This window comes from Streptomyces sp. A012304, from assembly GCF_026008495.1.
Taxonomy (GTDB): domain Bacteria; phylum Actinomycetota; class Actinomycetes; order Streptomycetales; family Streptomycetaceae; genus Streptomyces.
In genome coordinates this window covers 19,205-34,960 of record NZ_BQUN01000188.1, presented here as the reverse complement: position 1 = coordinate 34,960, position 15,756 = coordinate 19,205, and the positions used below count along the sequence as shown (strand labels likewise).

Below are 15,756 nucleotides of genomic sequence, written 5' to 3'. Positions count from 1 at the left end.
TCAGGGCTCGGTGGGGGTGGTGACCAGGGCCCAGACCGTCTTGCCGTGCCGGCCCCGCCCCCACACCCCCCACGCCGTGGCGATGTGTTCCACGACGAGCAGGCCACGCCCGTGTTCCGCCTCGTCACCGACCGTCCGCGGCCGTGGTTCGGACCGGCCCTCGTCCGACACCTCCACGAGACAGGAACCGTCGGCGAGGGCGGTCACGGCCACCTCGAACTCCCGCTCCCGCAGCGGCCCGTGCCGTACGACGTTGGTGGCCAGCTCGGACACGAGCAGGACCGCGACCTGGACCGCCGGTTCGTGCGGGCCGTGCCCCCAGGCGGCCAGGTGCTCGCGCACCCGGCGCCGGGCGAGGCCGACGGAGGCCGGGTGCCGGGCCAGCCGGAACGAGTCGCGTCTCACCACATCCGCTCCTCAGACCGTGCACACCCGTGCACACCTCCGCCACATGGCGCCCCGTCAGGTCACTGCCCGCAGCCGCGGGCCCGCATGCCACGCCCGGGGCCGCTCCGCCGTGCCGTGGCTCAGATCCAGTCCAGCTTCCACAGCCGGAACACGCCGTTGCCGTCCGCGAGGTACTGGCCGCCGCCGACGTCCGCACTGGTGACGACGTACTCCTTGCGCTGCCACAGCGGGATGATCGGCACGTCGCCGGCGACGGCCTCCTGCACGTCGCGGAAGTCCTGGGCGGTGCGGCCGCGGTCGGCGTACTGCCGGCTTTCCTGGATGTACGCGTCGACGGCCTTGCTGCTGTACCCGGTGTTCATGGTGGCGCCGGTGCCGACGAACGGCGCGGCAAAGGTGTCCGGGTCCGGGTAGTCGGCGATCCAGCCGACGGCGTACGCGTCGAGCTTGCCGCTCGCCCACCGCTTCTGGAAGTCGGTCCGCTCGTAGCCCTTGACCGTCACCTTGAACAGTCCGCCGGCCTCCAGTTGCCGCTTCAGCTCCTGCGCCTCGGCCGCCGCGGCGCCACTGCCCACGCCGTAGCCGTAGGTGAAGCTGACCGGGAGGTCGACGCCGGCCTCGGTGAGCAGCTTGCGGGCCTTCTCCTCGTTGCGCGCGGGGTAGTTGTCGAAGAACGACGTGGTGTGGCCGGTGATGCCGGTCGGGATCAGCGAGTACAGCGGGTCGACGGTGCCGTCGTACACGGTGTCGGCGAGCTGCTCTCGGTCGATCAGCCAGGCCAGTGCCCTGCGGACGTCCACCTTGTGCAGCGGTGAGCCGGACCGGGTGTTGAGGTACAGGTTGCGGGTCTCGGAGCTGTCGGCCACGGTGACCCGCTGGTCCGGGTCGCTGGGGTTGAGCCCGGAGAGGACCCGCGGCGGCAGCTGGCGCGTGGCGACGTCGACCTGCCTGGCCTTCCACGCCTTCTCCAGGCCGTCGGGGTCGGAGTAGTAGCGCAGCTCCACGGGCGGGCCGGTGTCCACCGCGCCCCGGTAGCGGGAGTTGGGCGTCAGCTCGGCCGTCCTGCCCCTGGTGTAGCCGGCGAGCCGGTACGGCCCGGTGCCGTCGACCTGGCCGCCGGAGCGCAGCGCGTCGGCCGGGTAGCGCTCGCGGTCCACGATCGAGCCGGCGCCGGTGGCCACCTTGAACGGGAACGTGGCGTCCGGCACCGCCAGATGGAAGGTGACGGTGTCGCCGCTCGCCTCCACCGACTTCAGCGTGGACAGCAGGGACGCGGGACCGACATCGGAGTCGATCTTCTTGACCCGGTCGAAGGAGTACTTCACGTCCTCCGCGGTCACCGCGCGCCCGCTGGGGAAGGTCAGGTCGTCGCGCAGCTCGCAGGTGTACGTCGTCAGCCCGCCCGTGGCGAAGGAACACCGCTTCGCCGCGTCCGGCACGGGGTCGACGCCGCCCGGTTCGTACGTCAGCAGCGACTGGAAGACATTGCTGAACAGCGCCCAGGATCCGGCGTCGTAGGCACCGGCCGGGTCGAGCGAGGTGACGGGGTCCGTCGTGCCGACCCTGACGGTCCGGCCCGAGTCCTGCTGCGACGGCAGCAACTGCCAGCCGCCCACCGCGACGACCGCCAGGACCAGCAGCGCCACGAGTACGCGCAGGCGAACAGATCGCATGGTGGTGCCCTGCCTCCCCGGGCCCCGCGAGCCCGCACTCCACAGGCCGCTCCCCTTGGCGGCGGGGCTCACCCAATCACACGCGTTTCAGCCCGGGGAAGAGGAATCTGACGACATGGGAAAAAACTTACCGAGCGGTTGATTCCGCCCGGTTTCACAGCTCCCTCTCAGCTTCGTCAGGCCTGTTTCGAGGCCAGTTCGACGACCGTGATGTCCGACGGCGCCCCCACCCGCGTGGGCGGGCCCCAGGCGCCCGCGCCCCGGGAGACGTACAGCTGGGTGTCGCCGTAGCGTTCCAGGCCCGCCAGGGTGGGGTTCGCGGCGGCGGCGAGGAGGTTGCCGGGCCAGAGCTGGCCGCCGTGGGTGTGGCCGGAGAGCTGGAGGTCGACGCCGTGGTCGACGGCGTCGTGGATCTGGACCGGCTGGTGGGCGAGGAGCACGCATGCGCGCGTGCGGTCGCGGTCGCCGAGCGCCTTGGCGAAGTCGGGGCCCTGGCCCTCGCTCTCGCCGGCCACGTCGTTGACGCCCGCCAGGTCGAACCAGGGAAGTTCCGTGCGCGCGTTCTCCAGGGGGCGCAGCCCGAGCCGGCGCACCTCCTCGACCCACTGCTCGGCGCCGGAGAAGTACTCGTGGTTGCCGGTGACGAAGAAGCTGCCGTGCCGCGCCTTCAGCTGCGCGAGGGGGGCCGCCGCCGGACCGAGGTCCTTCACGCTGCCGTCGACCAGGTCGCCGACGACGGCGATCAGGTCGGGCTGGGTGCCGTTGATCGTGTCGACGACCTTCTGGGCGAAGCCGCGGCCGAGGACCGGGCCCAGGTGGACGTCGCTGACGACGGCGATCCGGTAACCGTGCGCCGCGCGCGGCAGCTTGGCCAGCGGGACGGTGACCCGTTTCACCTTGGGACCGCTCAGCACGCCGTAGGTGCCGTATCCGACCGTTCCCACGGCGGCCGCGGCGGCGGCACCACCGATGACCCGGGAGACGAAGAGCCGGCGGGAGGGGGCGGGGCGCGGGGCGGTGGGGTCGTTTTCCGGTCTTTCGCGCCCCTCGGCTTCCGGGGAGCCGACGCCGGCGGCCCCCGTGTCCTCGGCCGGCGGGCCCGCCGTGTCGGTCGCCCGGGGTGCCGTGCCCGCCGTGTCCGCGGTGCCCGCCGTGTCGGTCGCCTCGGGTGCCGTGCCCGCCGGAACGCGTTCCGGTTCCGGCTCCGGCCGGGGCTCGGGCGTCGCGGCGGACGCCCGCCGTTCCAGGTAGCGCCGCAGCAGCGGACGTACCGGCTCGCCCGCGAGGACCGCCAGCAGCAGGTAGATCGACAGCGCCAGCCAGAGGAAGCCCGGCCAGGCCAGGACCTGCTGGAGCCAGAAGGGTGCGCCCGTGCGCTCGGCGACCAGCGCGCCGACCGCCAGGGCCCAGCCGCCCGCCACGAGCACCGCGCCCGCACGGCGGACCGGGCCCGGGGCGCTGGTGGTGTCACGGAAGAGACGGCGCCACAGGTACCAGTTGGCCGTCACCAGGACGGCCAGGGCGAGCAGCACGAAGAGTATGGCCACGGTGTCCTTGATCTCTGCTGAGAGGGTCCCGGCTATGACGTTCGGCGCAGGGCGCGCAGTCCGCGCAACCCGATGCCCCCGACGACCGTCCCCAATACGAAGGAAACGACGGCGAGCGTCAGGTGCACCCAGAAATACGCCGTGGGGTCGCCGTCGTCGAAGGCGAGACCGCTGCTGTCCTTGATCAGGTTTTTGACGAAAGTGACCCAGATGACCCAGCTCCACACCCCGAAGGCGAGCAGGAACCAGGACACCGGGCGGCTGAGCTTCATGGGTTCAGTATCGCCGCCCGGTGTCCGGTTCCGTGACGGGGGTGGGGAGGGGCGCGGGACTTCCCGTGAGGTGCCAGGTACGTTCTCCGTCGTGCCCGCACCCTTGAAGACGGCCACCAGGCGAACCCTGCTGGTCACCTCCGCGACCCTCGCGTCCCTCGCGCTGACCGCGCCCGTGTCCCTGGCGGCCCCGAGCCCGTCACCGAAGCCGTCGGCGTCACCGTCGGCCTCGGCCAGTCCGTCGGCCACTCCCCCGGCGGGCATGTCGACCGTGGGCGGCGCCCGCCTCGGGCGCGCCGGGACGCAGGTGGAGCTGACGGGCGGCGCGCCGGTCCTGCCGAAGGGTCTCACCGCGCGGTCGTGGATCGTCGCCGACGCCGAGTCCGGCGATGTGCTCGCCGCGCACAACGCGCACTGGCGGCTGCCCCCGGCGAGCACCCTGAAGATGCTCTTCGCCGACACCGTCCTGCCCCGGTTCCCCAGGACCACCCAGTACAAGGTCGCCCGCAAGGACCTGGAAGGCGTGGGGTCCGGCTCCAGCATGGTCGGGATAAAGGAGGGCGAGACCTACTCGGTGCACGACCTGTGGCTCGGTGTGTTCCTGCGCTCCGGCAACGACGCCGTGCACGTGCTGTCGTCGATGAACGGCGGCATCCCCAACACCGTCAAGGAGATGAACGAGCACGCCGCCGAGCTCCAGGCCCTCGACACCCATGTGGTCTCCCCCGACGGCTACGACGCCCCCCGCCAGGTGTCGTCGGCGTACGACCTGACGCTGATCGCCCGCTCCGGGCTCCAGAAGAAGGACTTCCGCGAGTACTGCTCGACACTGACGGCGAAGTTCCCGGGCGCGACGAAGAAGGACAAGAAGGGGAAGGTCTCACGCGGGACCTTCGAGATCCAGAACACCAACCGGCTGCTGACCGGCGACTACGACATCTCCCAGTACCAGGGCATCGCGGGCGTCAAGAACGGCAACACCACCAACGCGGGCGCGACCTTCACGGGCGTCGCCGAGCGCAACGGCAAGGTCCTGCTCGTCACGGTGATGAACCCGGAGAAGGACGACCACAACGAGGTCTACAAGGAGACCGCCGCCCTGTTCGACTGGGGCTTCCAGGCGGCCGGCAAGGTGACGCCGGTCGGCGAGCTGGTCCCGCCGAGGAACGCGGCGCAGGCGAGCGCTCAGCCGGGCGCCAACGCCTCCTCCGAGGAGTCCGGGGACTCCGGTGACGCGGGTGTCGCCGGGAACGTCTCGGAGAAGCCCGTGGCCGGCGCGGTCACCGAGGACGGCTCCGGTGGCGTCGGAATCGCGATGGCGATCACCGGCGGGGTGCTGGTGCTGCTCGCCGGCGCGGCGTTCCTGGTCAACCGCCGTTGGCCACTGCCGGATCTGGTCCGCCGCCGTCGGTGACCGGCTCCGGGCCGGTCGCCTCGGCGTCCTTGCTCTGCGTCGCCGTCCACGCGGCGCAGAACAGCACCAGTTTCGCGGTGAAGTTGATCCACAGCAGCAGCGCGATGGGCACGCCGAACGCGCCGTACATGCTCTTCGCGGCCACGCCCTGGAGGTAGCCGCTCAGCAGCAGCTTCAGCAGTTCGAAGCCGACGGCGCCGGTGAGCGCGGCGACGACCAGGCGGCGGCGCTTCGGCTCGACGCCGGGCAGCAGCGTCAGGACGTACAGCAGCAGCAGGAAGTCCGTGAGGACGGCGACGAGGAACGCGGCGATGTGCAGCAGGACGCCGCCCCAGCCGGACTCGTCGATGCCGAGGTGCCGGATGAGCCAGCCGACCAGCGCGGAGGCGACCGTGGAGGCGGCGAGGGTGACGAGGAGGGCGCCGCCGAGGCCGAGGAGGATGCCCGTGTCCTTGGCCTTGCGCAGGACGGGGTTCTCCTCCTCGTCGGGCAGCTCCCACACCGCGCGCAGGCACTCGCGCATCGAGCCGGCCCAGTTCACGCCGGTGAACAGCAGGACGGCGCCGGCGATGAGACCGACGGTGCCGGCGTTCTGCACCAGGCCCTCGATGTCCAGCTGGTCGGAGATGCCGGGCACCTGCTCGGTGATCTTGTCCTGGAGTTCCTTCTGCTGCTCGGTGCTGAGGGTGGCGGCGGCGATCGTGGCGGCCACGGTGAGCAGCGGGAAGAGCGCGACGAAACTCGTGAACGTCATCGCGGCGGCCAGCCGCGTCCACTTCACCCGGTCGAGCCGTTCGAACGACCGCCACGCGTGCGTGGCCATCAGGCGCGTGAGGTACGGCCCGATCCCGGGGAGCCTCTTCAGCCAGTCCATGATCCGACTCTGCCCTCCTCGCGGCGGCTGACGCGGAAGACAAAAACGCGTGTACCCCGAAAACCGTGAAAAAGGGCGCCGCGTGCCGTGGGGCTCAGCGGGTGGGCAGCGTGCCCCGGTCCAGGGGGGCGGCCTGCGGGGGCACCAGGGGGCCGCCGAAGGCGTACTCGCGGAGCTTGCGCCAGATGCCGTCGGCGCCCTGCTCGTAGAGGGCGAAGCCGGTGCAGGACCACTGGGCCTCGTAGTCGGCGAGTTCCTCGTACGCCCGGTCCATCGCGGCGTCGTCGATGCCGTGGGCCACGGTGACGTGCGGGTGGTAGGGGAACTGGAGTTCGCGGTCGAGCGGGCCGTCGGCGTCGCGGACCTGCTTCTGGAGCCAGGTGCAGGCCGCGGCTCCCTCGGCGATCCGCACGTACACGACCGGCGACAGGGGCCGGAACGTGCCGGTCCCGGACAGCCGCATCGGGAACGGCCGGCCGGCCGCGGCGACCTCGGTGAGGTGGGCCTCGACGGCCGGGAGGTCGCTGTGGTCGATCTCCGTCGGCGGGAGCAGTGTGACGTGCGTGGGGATGCCGTGAGCCGCGGCGTCGCCGAAGCCCGTACGGCGCTCCTGGAGCAGGCTGCCGTGAGGCTCCGGGACCGCGATCGACACGCCGATCGTTACGGTCCCCACGTCGTCTCCTGTCGTCGTACCGAAGGTGCTGCCGGGTTCGTGGCCGGTCGTGGTCTGTCGTGGTCTGTCGTACACAGTCGTACGGTTATCGACTGTACGGCCATGGCTGTGCTGTGGGCAGGCGCAGCGGAAGTGATGTGCAGCGCTCTGCCCGGGAAACAGGCGCTCGATGTGCGCCCAGGGGGTCTTGTGGATCAGCTCTGCGCCGAGTGACACCCCTAGTGCTTCGCGGGCAGGAAGCCCACCCTCTCGTACGCCTGGGCGAGGGTCTCCGCGGCGACCGCGCGGGCCTTCTCGGCGCCCTTGGCCAGGATCGAGTCGAGGGTCTCGGGGTCGTCGAGGTACTGCCGGGTGCGGTCCCGGAAGGGCGTCACGAACTCGACCACGACCTCCGCGAGGTCCGTCTTCAGAGCGCCGTAGAGCTTGCCCTCGTACTGCTGCTCCAGCTCCTGGACGCTGGTGCCGGTCAGCGTGGAGTAGATGGTGAGCAGGTTGCTCACGCCGGGCTTGTTCTCGGTGTCGTAGCGGATGACCGTGTCGGTGTCGGTGACCGCGCTCTTGACCTTCTTGGCGGTGGCCTTCGGCTCGTCGAGCAGGTTGATGAGGCCCTTCGGCGTGGACGCCGACTTGCTCATCTTGATCGACGGCTCCTGAAGGTCGTAGATCTTCGCCGTCTCCTTCAGGATGTACGGCTTCGGGATCGTGAAGGTCTCGCCGAAGCGGCCGTTGAAGCGCTCGGCGAGGTCACGGGTCAGCTCGATGTGCTGGCGCTGGTCCTCGCCGACCGGCACCTCGTGGGCCTGGTAGAGCAGGATGTCGGCGACCTGGAGGATCGGGTACGTGAACAGGCCGACGGAGGCGCGGTCGGCGCCCTGCTTGGCGGACTTGTCCTTGAACTGGGTCATGCGGGACGCCTCGCCGAAGCCGGTGAGGCAGTTCATGACCCAGGCGAGCTGGGCGTGCTCGGGGACATGGCTCTGGACGAAGAGCGTGCACCGGTCCGGGTCGAGACCGGCCGCCAGGAGCTGGGCGGCGGCCAGCCGGGTGTTGGCGGTGAGCTCCTTCGGATCCTGCGCGACCGTGATCGCGTGCAGGTCGACGACCATGTAGAAGGCGTCGTGGGACTCCTGGAGGGAGACCCACTGGCGGACGGCGCCGAGGTAGTTGCCGAGGTGGAACGAGCCTGCCGTGGGCTGGATTCCGGAGAGCACGCGGGGTCGGTCTGAGGCCATGTTTCTCATTGTCTCAGAGGTGTGGGGGTGGTTCCGGTGCGCGGGGATCGGCCGGCCGGTGGGGCCGCGGACCCCCGCGCGTCTCACGGACGGGCTCAGCCCAGGTCGATCTCCGGGTACAGCGGGAAGCCCGCCACCAGGTCCGTCGCCCGGCGGGAGATCTCGTCGGCGATCTTGGCGTCGAGGACGTGCGCGGCCTTGGAGGGCGCGCCGGACTTGGTGGTGCCGGGCTCGGCGGTGGTCAGGACGCGGTCGATGAGGCCGGCGACCTCGTCCATCTCGGCGGTGCCCAGGCCCCGGGTGGTCAGGGCGGGGGTGCCGATGCGGATGCCGGAGGTGTACCAGGCGCCGTTGGGGTCGGCGGGGATGGCGTTGCGGTTGGTGACGATGCCGGACTCGAGCAGGGCGGCCTCGGCCTGGCGGCCGGTGAGGCCGTAGGAGGAGGCGACGTCGATCAGGTTGAGGTGGTTGTCGGTGCCGCCGGTGACGAGCGTGGCGCCGCGGCGCATCAGGCCCTCGGCGAGCGCGCGGGAGTTGTCGACGATGCGCTGGGCGTAGTCGCGGAAGGACTCCTGGCGGGCCTCCGCCAGGGCGACCGCCTTGGCGGCCATGACGTGCGGCAGCGGGCCGCCGAGGACCATCGGGCAGCCGCGGTCGACCTGGTCCTTGAGGGAGTCGTCGCACAGGACCATGCCGCCGCGCGGGCCGCGCAGCGACTTGTGGGTGGTGGTGGTGACGATCTGGGCGTGCGGGACCGGGTCGAAGTCGCCGGTCAGCACCTTGCCCGCGACGAGGCCGGCGAAGTGCGCCATGTCCACCATCAGCGTGGCGCCGACCTCGTCCGCGATCTCCCGCATGATCCGGAAGTTCACCAGCCGGGGGTAGGCGGAGTAGCCGGCGACGATGATCAGCGGCTTGAACTCGCGGGCGGAGGCGCGCAGGGCGTCGTAGTCGATCAGGCCGGTGGCGGGGTCGGTGCCGTAGGAGCGCTGGTCGAACATCTTGCCGGAGATGTTCGGGCGGAAGCCGTGGGTGAGGTGGCCGCCGGCGTCCAGGGACATGCCGAGCATGCGCTGGTTGCCGAAGGCGCGGCGCAGTTCGGCCCAGTCGGCCTCGGAGAGGTCGTTGACGTTGCGGACGCCGGCCTCGGCGAGGGCGGGGGCCTCGATCCGGTCGGCGAGGACGGCCCAGAAGGCGACGAGGTTGGCGTCGATGCCGGAGTGCGGCTGGACGTAGGCGTGGCGGGCGCCGAAGAGCTCGCGGGCGTGCTCGGCGGCGAGGGCCTCGACGGTGTCGACGTTGCGGCAGCCGGCGTAGAAGCGGCGGCCGACGGTGCCCTCGGCGTACTTGTCGCTGAACCAGTTGCCCATGGCGAGGAGGGTCGCCGGGGAGGCGTAGTTCTCGGAGGCGATCAGCTTGAGCATCTCGCGCTGGTCGGTGACCTCCTGGCCGATGGCGTCGGCGACGCGCGGCTCGACGGCGCGGATCACGTCGAGCGCGGCGCGGAAGGCGGTGGACTCGTGGGAGAGGGGCTGCTGTTCTGGCATCTCGGCCTCCGGGCGGCGTGGCTGAAGCGGTCACGATTCTCGGTTCGGCCCAGGCGCACGGCACTTGTCACTCAGGCCGCTCCCCGATGGTCCGTCCCATCCCTGCGCGCCAGTCACGGCCTGCCGGAAGCCTACCGGTCGGCCCGGCCCGCGCCCGCGCCAAGTCCATCATCCGGTCGGCGTGGCGCCGACGCGGTTTCGGACGGTACGGCGTGGCGTCCGGCGTGGCGCTAGAGGATCACGTGGGGCAGGAAGCGGGCGTACTCGTCGGTGATCAGGCCGGAGGACTCGCGGATGCCGAGCCCCGCGGACTCGTCGCCGACGACCCAGGCGCCGAGGACGACGTGGTTGCCGTCGAAGGCGGGCAGCGGGGCGAGCTGCTGGTAGCAGCAGGGTTCGTCGGCGCGGACGACGGGGTCCGTGCCGGGCGGGTGGACGGTGACGCCGGCGCCCTCGCGGCCCAGGAGGGGCTTGGCGACCCAGCCGGTGGTCTCGGCGAGGTCGCGGGGGCCGTCGAGGAAGGCGGGCAGGAGGTTGGGGTGGCCGGGGTACAGCTCCCACAGGACGGCCAGCAGGGCCTTGTTGCTGAGCAGCATCTTCCAGGCGGGTTCGATCCACAGGGTGCTGCCGGTGCCGCCGCCGTTGTCGAGGGTGTCCAGGACGTGGTCGGCGAAGCGGTCGGTGGTGAGCCACTCCCAGGGGTAGAGCTTGAAGCAGCTGCGGATGAACCGGAGCCGGTTGTCGACGAAGCGGCCGGAGAGCGGGTCCCAGCCGATCTCCTCCATGGAGATCCAGTCGGTGACCAGCCCCGCCTGGTCGGCGGTCTCCTTGAGGTAGGCGACGGTCATGAGGTCCTCGCCGAGTTCGTCGGCGGAGGAGTGCGCGAAGTACAGGGGTGCGCCGGGGGGCAGGAGGCGGGCCTGGTTCTTCCAGGCGTCGATGAGGCGTTCGTGGAGGGAGTTCCACTGGTCGGCGCCGGGAAAGCGTTCCTCCATCCAGAACCACTGGGGCGAGGCGGCCTCCACCAGGGAGGTGGGGGTGTCGGCGTTGTACTCCAGGAGCTTGGCCGGGCCGGTGCCGTCGTAGTGGAGGTCGAAACGGCCGTACACGGAGGGCAGTTCGGCGCGGCGGTGCCAGGCCTCGGTGACCGCCCGGGCGACGCGCGGGTCGGTGATGCCGAGGTCGGCCAGGCGGTCGGTGGTGACCAGGTGGTCGGCGGCGGCGAGGCACATGCGGTGCAGTTCCTCGACGGTCTCCTCCAGCGCCTCCACCTCGTCGAGGGTGAAGGCGTAGTAGGCGCTCTCGTCCCAGTAGGGGCGCAGGGTGCCGTCCGGGTGGCGGGTGAGCGGGTAGATCAGGCCCTGTTCCTCGACGGTCCGTTGCCAGCCGGGGCGGGGTTCGATGGTGTGGCGTCGCATGGTGTGTGTCCGCTCAGCCGCCGCTGCTGCCGCCGTCGCCGCCGCCGAAGCCGCCCCGGTCGACGCCGCCGCTCCCGCTGCCGCCGCTGCTCGAACCGCCGCTCTTGCCCGGCTTGCTGAAGGAGCCGCCCTCGACGTAGGAGCCGTTCTTCTTGCCGCCGTAGTACCAGGCGTTGCCGGAGGAGGAGGTCTTGGTGGACTTGCAGTTCTTGTCGGCGACGACCTTGTAGCCCTTGGAGAGGGTGTAGCTGTCCCGGTCGACGCAGCGCTTGTCGGGGTCGTCGGAGAAGCAGGCGGTGAGGGCCGCCGCGAGCAGGCCCATGCCTCCGAGTACGACCGTGCCCGAGCGAAGTTGCCTGCGGGTGTCCGCCATGTCCTTGTCTCCCCGTTGATCGTGCGCGGCGATCTTGTGTCGCCTTTTCGGCGGTCAGCCTAGAGAGAGGAGGGCCGGCGCCCGTGCAGGGGGGCCGGGACCGTCCGCTCGACCGCGGCCCCTTTGGGCTGATTCGGGATGAAGGCTTCCGTCGGATTTCCATGATCGCCACAAGGTCTTGACGAGTGCTTTTCACCCAGGGAGGGTGCTGGAGGCCGCCACGGCGAGTGTCCTGTGGTGGGGGGGCGGCACGCTGTGTCTGCCGCCGCCGTGGGGCGGTGCGGTCATTCGGGCAGTGCCGCGCACAGAGCGGCCAGCGCCCCGGACCACGCGTGGTCCGGCGGTGTCCCGTACCCGACCACGAGGGCGTCCACCGGCTCGGTGAGTGCGTCGGGGTGGCGGTAGCGGGCGAGTCCGTGGACCGCGAGGCCGTGCCAGGCGGCGGCCCGGATCACCTGCTGCTCGGTGCCGGGCGGCAGCCGCAGCACCGCGTGCAGCCCCGCCGCGATGCCGGTGGCCCGCACCTCGGGAGCCCGCTCGGCGAGGGCGGCGACGAGGGCGTCGCGCCGGCTGCGGTACCGCAGCCGCGCCGAGCGGACGTGCCGGTCGTGCGCCCCGGAGGTGAGGAACTCGGCCATCGTCAGCTGGTCCGTCACCCCGCACGTGTCGAGGGCGCCCTTCGCGGCCGCCACCTCCCCCACCAGGCCCGGCGGCAGCACCGCCCAGGCCAGCCTGAGGCCGGGGGCGAGGGACTTGCTGGCGGTGCCGAGGTACACCACCCGGTCGGGGTCCAGGCCCTGGAGGGCGCCCACGGGCTGCCGGTCGTAGCGGAACTCGCCGTCGTAGTCGTCCTCCAGGACCAGGCCGCCGGTGCGCCGCGCCCAGTCCACGACGGCCGCCCGCCGGTCGTGGTGCAGCGGGACGCCCATCGGGAACTGGTGGGCGGTGGTGAGCAGGACCGCGCCGGCGTCGGTCAGTCCGCCGGGGTCCGTGCCCAGGGCGTCGAAGGGCAGCGGGACGACGCGCAGTCCGGCCCCGCGCAGCAGCGCCCAGTGCTCGTCCAGGCCGTACGACTCGACGGCGATCGTGTGGACGCCGCGGGCCCGCAGGACCGCGCCGAGCAGCTTCAGTCCGTGCGCGACCCCGGCGCACACCACGATCCGCTCGGGGTCGGCGCGCACGCCCCGGACCCGGGCGAGATAGCCGGCGAGCGCGGTGCGCAGCGGGAGCCGGCCGAGGGGGTCGCCGTAGCCGAACGCGTCGTACGGGGCCGCGTCGAGGGCCCGGCGGTGGGCCCTGGCCCATTGCGCGCGCGGGAAGGCGGAGAGGTCGGGGAAGCCGGGGCGCAGGTCGTAGGCGGGCCGGGCGGGGGCACGTGGACGGGGTGCCGCGCCGGCCGGCGGGACGACCGTGCGCGCCGCGACGCTCGTGCCCGAGCCCTGCCGGGCGCTGAGCCAGCCCTCGGCGACCAGCTCGGCGTAGGCGTCGGCGACCGTGTTGCGGGCGATGCCGAGGTCGGCGGCGAGGGCGCGGGAGGACGGCAGCCGGGTGCCGGGGGCGAGCCGGCCGCCGCGGACCGCCTCGCGCAGAGCGTCGGTCAGGCCCCGGCGCAGGTGGGGCCCGGTCGGTTCGAGGTGGAGGTCGACGCCCAGAGTGGCCCAAGGTTTCGCCATGGAAATGGACCATACCCGTGGGCAGCCTCCCTCCTAGGGTCGATGCCATGACCACAGAGGAAACCGTTCACTACGCCCCCGAGCGCACCCCCCGACTCCAGTTGGCCGAGCACGCCCCCGAGGTGTACAAGGCGATGGTCCGGCTCGACGCCGCCGCCCGGAAGGGCCTGGACCCGAAGCTGCTGGAGCTGGTGAAGATCCGCGCCTCCCAGATCAACCACTGCGCCTTCTGCGTCGACATGCACAGCAAGGACGCGCTCGCCGCCGGTGAGAGCGTCGAGCGGATCATCCAGCTCAGCGCGTGGGAGGAGTCGGAGCACTTCTACACCGGCAAGGAGCTGGCGGCGCTCGGCCTGACCGAGGCGGTGACCGTGCTGACCGACGGTTTCGTGCCGGACGAGGTGTACGAGCGGGCCGCGAAGCACTTCGAGGAGGCGGAGCTGGCGCAGCTGATCTCCGCGATCGCGGTGATCAACGCGTGGAACCGGATCGGCGTGACCTGCCGCATGGCGCCCGGTCACTACGAGCCGGGGCGGCACGGGTGACGTCGCGGACACGGCTGCTCGACCCGGAGGTCGGCCGGGCCATGTCCGCGCTCAGCGCCGCCGCGAAGCGGGGGCTCGGGGATCCCGGGCTGGCCGAGCTGGTGGCCATCCGGGCCTCGCAGATCAACCACTGCGCGTTCTGCCTCGACATGCATCTCACCATCGCCCGGGAACTCAACGTCCCCCGATCGAAGTTGGATCTCTTGAACGCCTGGGAGGAGGCCGGAGACATCTTCGACGAACGGGAGCGGGCCGCGCTCGCGCTGACGGAGGCGGTCACGGTCTTGACGGACGGTTTCGTGCCGGACGCGGTGTACGAGCAGGCGGCGAAGCACTTCGACGACGGCCGGACGGCGCATCTCCTCGCGCTGATCGTCGCCATCAACAACTGGAACCGGGTGATGGTCGGCCGCCGGATCCCGCCGGGGGAGTATTCATGACCGACGCCCAGACCTTCCGTGCCCTGCACCGCCGCAGCTCTCCGGCCGACCCCCTGGTCCTGCCGGGCCCGTGGGACGCGGCGAGCGCCCGCGCCTTCGTCGACGCCGGTTTCCCCGCGCTGGCCACGCCCAGTGCCGGGGTCGCGGCCGCCCTCGGATACGAGGACGGGCGGACCCCCGCCGTCGAGATGTTCGCGGCGGTCGCGCGGATCACCCGGGCCGTGGACGTGCCGGTGTCGGCGGACGTGGAGGGCGGGTACGGGCTGGCGCCGAAGGAGCTGGTCGAACGGCTGCTGGAGGCGGGCGCCGTCGGCTGCAACCTGGAGGACTCCGAGCACGGCGTCCTCAAGGACCCGCAGGCGCACGCCGACTGGCTGGCGGAGGTCCGCTCCGCGGCGGCCGACCGGCTCTTCGTGAACGCGCGGATCGACACCTTCGTCCGGGGCGTCACCGACCCGGCGCGCGCCATCGAGCGGGCCGCGCTGTACGTGGCGGCGGGCGCCGACTGCGTGTATCCGATCGAGGCCCCCGTCTCCGTGCTGCCTCTGCTGCGGTCCGGGATCCAGGGGCCGGTCAATGTGTTCGCGACCCTCGACGAGGGTCCTTCGCCCGCCGAGCTGGGTGAACTCGGCGCCACCCGGGTGACGTTCGGCCCGGGGTTGCAGAGGCGGGCGACGGCCGCCGCGCGGGATCTCGCCGCCCGCCTCGCGGGGTGACCGTCAGGGCAGCCACGCGCGCCAGGTCGACGCGTGGCTGTCCACCCACTTCTTCGCCGCCTCCTCGGGGGTGAGCTTCTGATCGGCGATCATCAGGGAGACCTCGTTCTGGTCGTCGGTGGTCCACCTGAACTTCTTCAGGAAGGCCGCCGCCTTGCCGCCGGTGCGTGCGAAGTCCGCGTTGAGGTACTTCTCCAGCGGGGTGTGCGGGTAGGCGCAGGCGACCTTCTCCGGGTCGGCGTCGCAGCCCTCCTTGTGGGGCGGCAGCTTCACCTCCGTCATCGGCACCTTCTCGAACAGCCACTGCGGGGCGTACCAGTACGTCAGGAAGGGCTTCTTCTCCTTGGCGAACTGCCTGATCTGGGTGATCTGCGCGGCCTCGGAGCCGGCGAAGACGACCTGGTAGTCCAGCTTCAGGTTCTTCACCAGCGCCTTGTCGTTGGTGACGTAGGACGGGGAGCCGTCCAGCAGCTGGCCCTTGCCGCCGCTCTCGGCGGTGCGGAAGAGCGACGCGTACTTGTTCAGGTTCTTCCAGTCGGTGATGTCCGGGTGCCGCTCGGCGAGGTACGTCGGGACGTACCAGCCGATGTGTCCGGTGACGCCGAGGTTCCCGCCGCGCGCGATGGTCTTCTTGTCGTCGACGTAACGGCTCTCCTGCTCGGGGTGGCCCCAGTCCTCCAGGATCGCGTCGACGCGGCCCTGGCTGAGGGCGTCCCAGGCGGGCACCTCGTCGACCTGGACGGTGTCGACGCGGTAGCCGAGTTCGTGCTCCAGCAGGTACTGGGCCACGGCGACGTTGGCCTGCGCGCCCACCCAGGACTGCATGGACAGGGTCACCGTCCGCGCGCCCTGCGCGTTGGCGAAGGGCGAGGCCTGCTTGGTCATGTCGGCGGCGCCGCAGCCGGTCAGCAGCGCCAGCCCCGCCGCCAGGGCGGTGATACGGAGTCGCAT

Annotated in this window: 16 protein-coding genes and 1 riboswitch; of the genes, 4 read left to right on the top strand and 12 right to left on the bottom strand. The window is 71.7% G+C overall.

What is annotated here, in order from left to right; genetic code table 11:
• The 4 genes from ALMP_RS38110 to ALMP_RS38095 form a co-directional block, all read right to left on the bottom strand.
• A complete protein-coding gene (locus ALMP_RS38110; RefSeq protein WP_264936560.1) occupies positions 1–408 on the bottom strand; it encodes an ATP-binding protein in 408 nt (135 codons plus the stop codon).
• A 119-nt stretch (positions 409–527) separates the two neighbouring features.
• Positions 528–2,081 carry an ABC transporter substrate-binding protein gene (locus ALMP_RS38105; protein ID WP_264936559.1) on the bottom strand — a complete coding sequence of 518 codons (1,554 nt, stop codon included), beginning with the start codon at positions 2,079–2,081 and terminating at the stop codon, positions 528–530.
• 176 nt (positions 2,082–2,257) lie between these two features.
• On the bottom strand, positions 2,258–3,628 hold the full coding sequence (locus ALMP_RS38100) for a metallophosphoesterase (protein WP_264936558.1): 1,371 nt from the start codon (positions 3,626–3,628) through the stop codon (positions 2,258–2,260).
• A 32-nt stretch (positions 3,629–3,660) separates the two neighbouring features.
• On the bottom strand, positions 3,661–3,900 hold the full coding sequence (locus ALMP_RS38095; protein WP_264936557.1) for an SCO4848 family membrane protein: 240 nt from the start codon (positions 3,898–3,900) through the stop codon (positions 3,661–3,663).
• A gap of 91 nt (positions 3,901–3,991) precedes the next feature.
• Between ALMP_RS38095 and ALMP_RS38090 the strand changes: the two genes are divergently transcribed.
• A complete protein-coding gene (locus ALMP_RS38090; protein ID WP_264936556.1) occupies positions 3,992–5,314 on the top strand; it encodes a D-alanyl-D-alanine carboxypeptidase family protein in 1,323 nt (440 codons plus the stop codon).
• On the opposite strand, the gene ALMP_RS38085 is transcribed toward ALMP_RS38090, so the two are convergent.
• The 7 genes from ALMP_RS38085 to ALMP_RS38055 form a co-directional block, all read right to left on the bottom strand.
• On the bottom strand, positions 5,268–6,188 hold the full coding sequence (locus tag ALMP_RS38085) for a YihY/virulence factor BrkB family protein (protein ID WP_264936555.1): 921 nt from the start codon (positions 6,186–6,188) through the stop codon (positions 5,268–5,270). The genes ALMP_RS38090 and ALMP_RS38085 overlap by 47 nt on opposite strands.
• Before the next feature lie 94 nt (positions 6,189–6,282).
• Positions 6,283–6,861, bottom strand: coding sequence for a 2'-5' RNA ligase family protein (locus ALMP_RS38080; RefSeq protein ID WP_264936554.1), 579 nt, complete (start codon positions 6,859–6,861; stop codon positions 6,283–6,285).
• Between the two features lie 218 nt (positions 6,862–7,079).
• Positions 7,080–8,093 carry a tryptophan--tRNA ligase gene (gene trpS, locus ALMP_RS38075; RefSeq protein ID WP_264936553.1) on the bottom strand — a complete coding sequence of 338 codons (1,014 nt, stop codon included), beginning with the start codon at positions 8,091–8,093 and terminating at the stop codon, positions 7,080–7,082.
• Positions 8,094–8,188: 95 nt separating this feature from the next.
• The gene (locus tag ALMP_RS38070) at positions 8,189–9,640 is read right to left on the bottom strand and encodes a glycine hydroxymethyltransferase (RefSeq protein ID WP_264936552.1); all 1,452 of its coding nucleotides are present in this window, start codon (positions 9,638–9,640) and stop codon (positions 8,189–8,191) included.
• A gap of 40 nt (positions 9,641–9,680) precedes the next feature.
• Positions 9,681–9,767: riboswitch (ZMP/ZTP riboswitch) on the bottom strand.
• A 103-nt stretch (positions 9,768–9,870) separates the two neighbouring features.
• The gene (locus ALMP_RS38065) at positions 9,871–11,058 is read right to left on the bottom strand and encodes a glutathionylspermidine synthase family protein (RefSeq protein ID WP_264936551.1); all 1,188 of its coding nucleotides are present in this window, start codon (positions 11,056–11,058) and stop codon (positions 9,871–9,873) included.
• A 13-nt stretch (positions 11,059–11,071) separates the two neighbouring features.
• Complete coding sequence (locus ALMP_RS38060; protein ID WP_264936550.1) at positions 11,072–11,431, bottom strand: hypothetical protein; 360 nt, start codon at positions 11,429–11,431, stop codon at positions 11,072–11,074.
• A 284-nt stretch (positions 11,432–11,715) separates the two neighbouring features.
• On the bottom strand, positions 11,716–13,104 hold the full coding sequence (locus tag ALMP_RS38055) for a PLP-dependent aminotransferase family protein (protein WP_264936549.1): 1,389 nt from the start codon (positions 13,102–13,104) through the stop codon (positions 11,716–11,718).
• Between the two features lie 47 nt (positions 13,105–13,151).
• Here ALMP_RS38055 and ALMP_RS38050 point away from each other — a divergent pair, with 47 nt between their 5' ends.
• The 3 genes from ALMP_RS38050 to ALMP_RS38040 are packed head-to-tail and all read left to right on the top strand — an operon-like array spanning position 13,152 to position 14,805.
• Positions 13,152–13,649: a carboxymuconolactone decarboxylase family protein gene (locus ALMP_RS38050; RefSeq protein ID WP_264936548.1), complete on the top strand. Its 498-nt coding sequence runs from the start codon at positions 13,152–13,154 to the stop codon at positions 13,647–13,649.
• The gene (locus tag ALMP_RS38045) at positions 13,646–14,089 is read left to right on the top strand and encodes a carboxymuconolactone decarboxylase family protein (RefSeq protein ID WP_264936547.1); all 444 of its coding nucleotides are present in this window, start codon (positions 13,646–13,648) and stop codon (positions 14,087–14,089) included. The genes ALMP_RS38050 and ALMP_RS38045 overlap by 4 nt, the downstream gene beginning before the upstream one ends.
• The gene (locus ALMP_RS38040) at positions 14,086–14,805 is read left to right on the top strand and encodes an isocitrate lyase/phosphoenolpyruvate mutase family protein (protein WP_264936546.1); all 720 of its coding nucleotides are present in this window, start codon (positions 14,086–14,088) and stop codon (positions 14,803–14,805) included. The genes ALMP_RS38045 and ALMP_RS38040 overlap by 4 nt, the downstream gene beginning before the upstream one ends.
• A gap of 3 nt (positions 14,806–14,808) precedes the next feature.
• On the opposite strand, the gene ALMP_RS38035 is transcribed toward ALMP_RS38040, so the two are convergent.
• Positions 14,809–15,756: an ABC transporter substrate-binding protein gene (locus ALMP_RS38035; protein ID WP_264936545.1), complete on the bottom strand. Its 948-nt coding sequence runs from the start codon at positions 15,754–15,756 to the stop codon at positions 14,809–14,811.

Bases quoted from the DNA above. Each gene is read 5' to 3' on its own strand.
- ALMP_RS38035 (WP_264936545.1), bottom strand. From the start codon at position 15,756: ATGCGACTCCGTATCACCGCCCTGGCGGCGGGGCTGGCGCTGCTGACC.
- ALMP_RS38060 (WP_264936550.1), bottom strand. From the start codon at position 11,431: ATGGCGGACACCCGCAGGCAACTTCGCTCGGGCACGGTCGTACTCGGA.
- ALMP_RS38095 (WP_264936557.1), bottom strand. From the start codon at position 3,900: ATGAAGCTCAGCCGCCCGGTGTCCTGGTTCCTGCTCGCCTTCGGGGTG.
- ALMP_RS38065 (WP_264936551.1), bottom strand. From the start codon at position 11,058: ATGCGACGCCACACCATCGAACCCCGCCCCGGCTGGCAACGGACCGTC.
- ALMP_RS38040 (WP_264936546.1), top strand. From the start codon at position 14,086: ATGACCGACGCCCAGACCTTCCGTGCCCTGCACCGCCGCAGCTCTCCG.
- ALMP_RS38070 (WP_264936552.1), bottom strand. From the start codon at position 9,640: ATGCCAGAACAGCAGCCCCTCTCCCACGAGTCCACCGCCTTCCGCGCC.
- ALMP_RS38055 (WP_264936549.1), bottom strand. From the start codon at position 13,104: ATGGCGAAACCTTGGGCCACTCTGGGCGTCGACCTCCACCTCGAACCG.
- ALMP_RS38085 (WP_264936555.1), bottom strand. From the start codon at position 6,188: ATGGACTGGCTGAAGAGGCTCCCCGGGATCGGGCCGTACCTCACGCGC.
- ALMP_RS38050 (WP_264936548.1), top strand. From the start codon at position 13,152: ATGACCACAGAGGAAACCGTTCACTACGCCCCCGAGCGCACCCCCCGA.
- ALMP_RS38105 (WP_264936559.1), bottom strand. From the start codon at position 2,081: ATGCGATCTGTTCGCCTGCGCGTACTCGTGGCGCTGCTGGTCCTGGCG.
- trpS (WP_264936553.1), bottom strand. From the start codon at position 8,093: ATGGCCTCAGACCGACCCCGCGTGCTCTCCGGAATCCAGCCCACGGCA.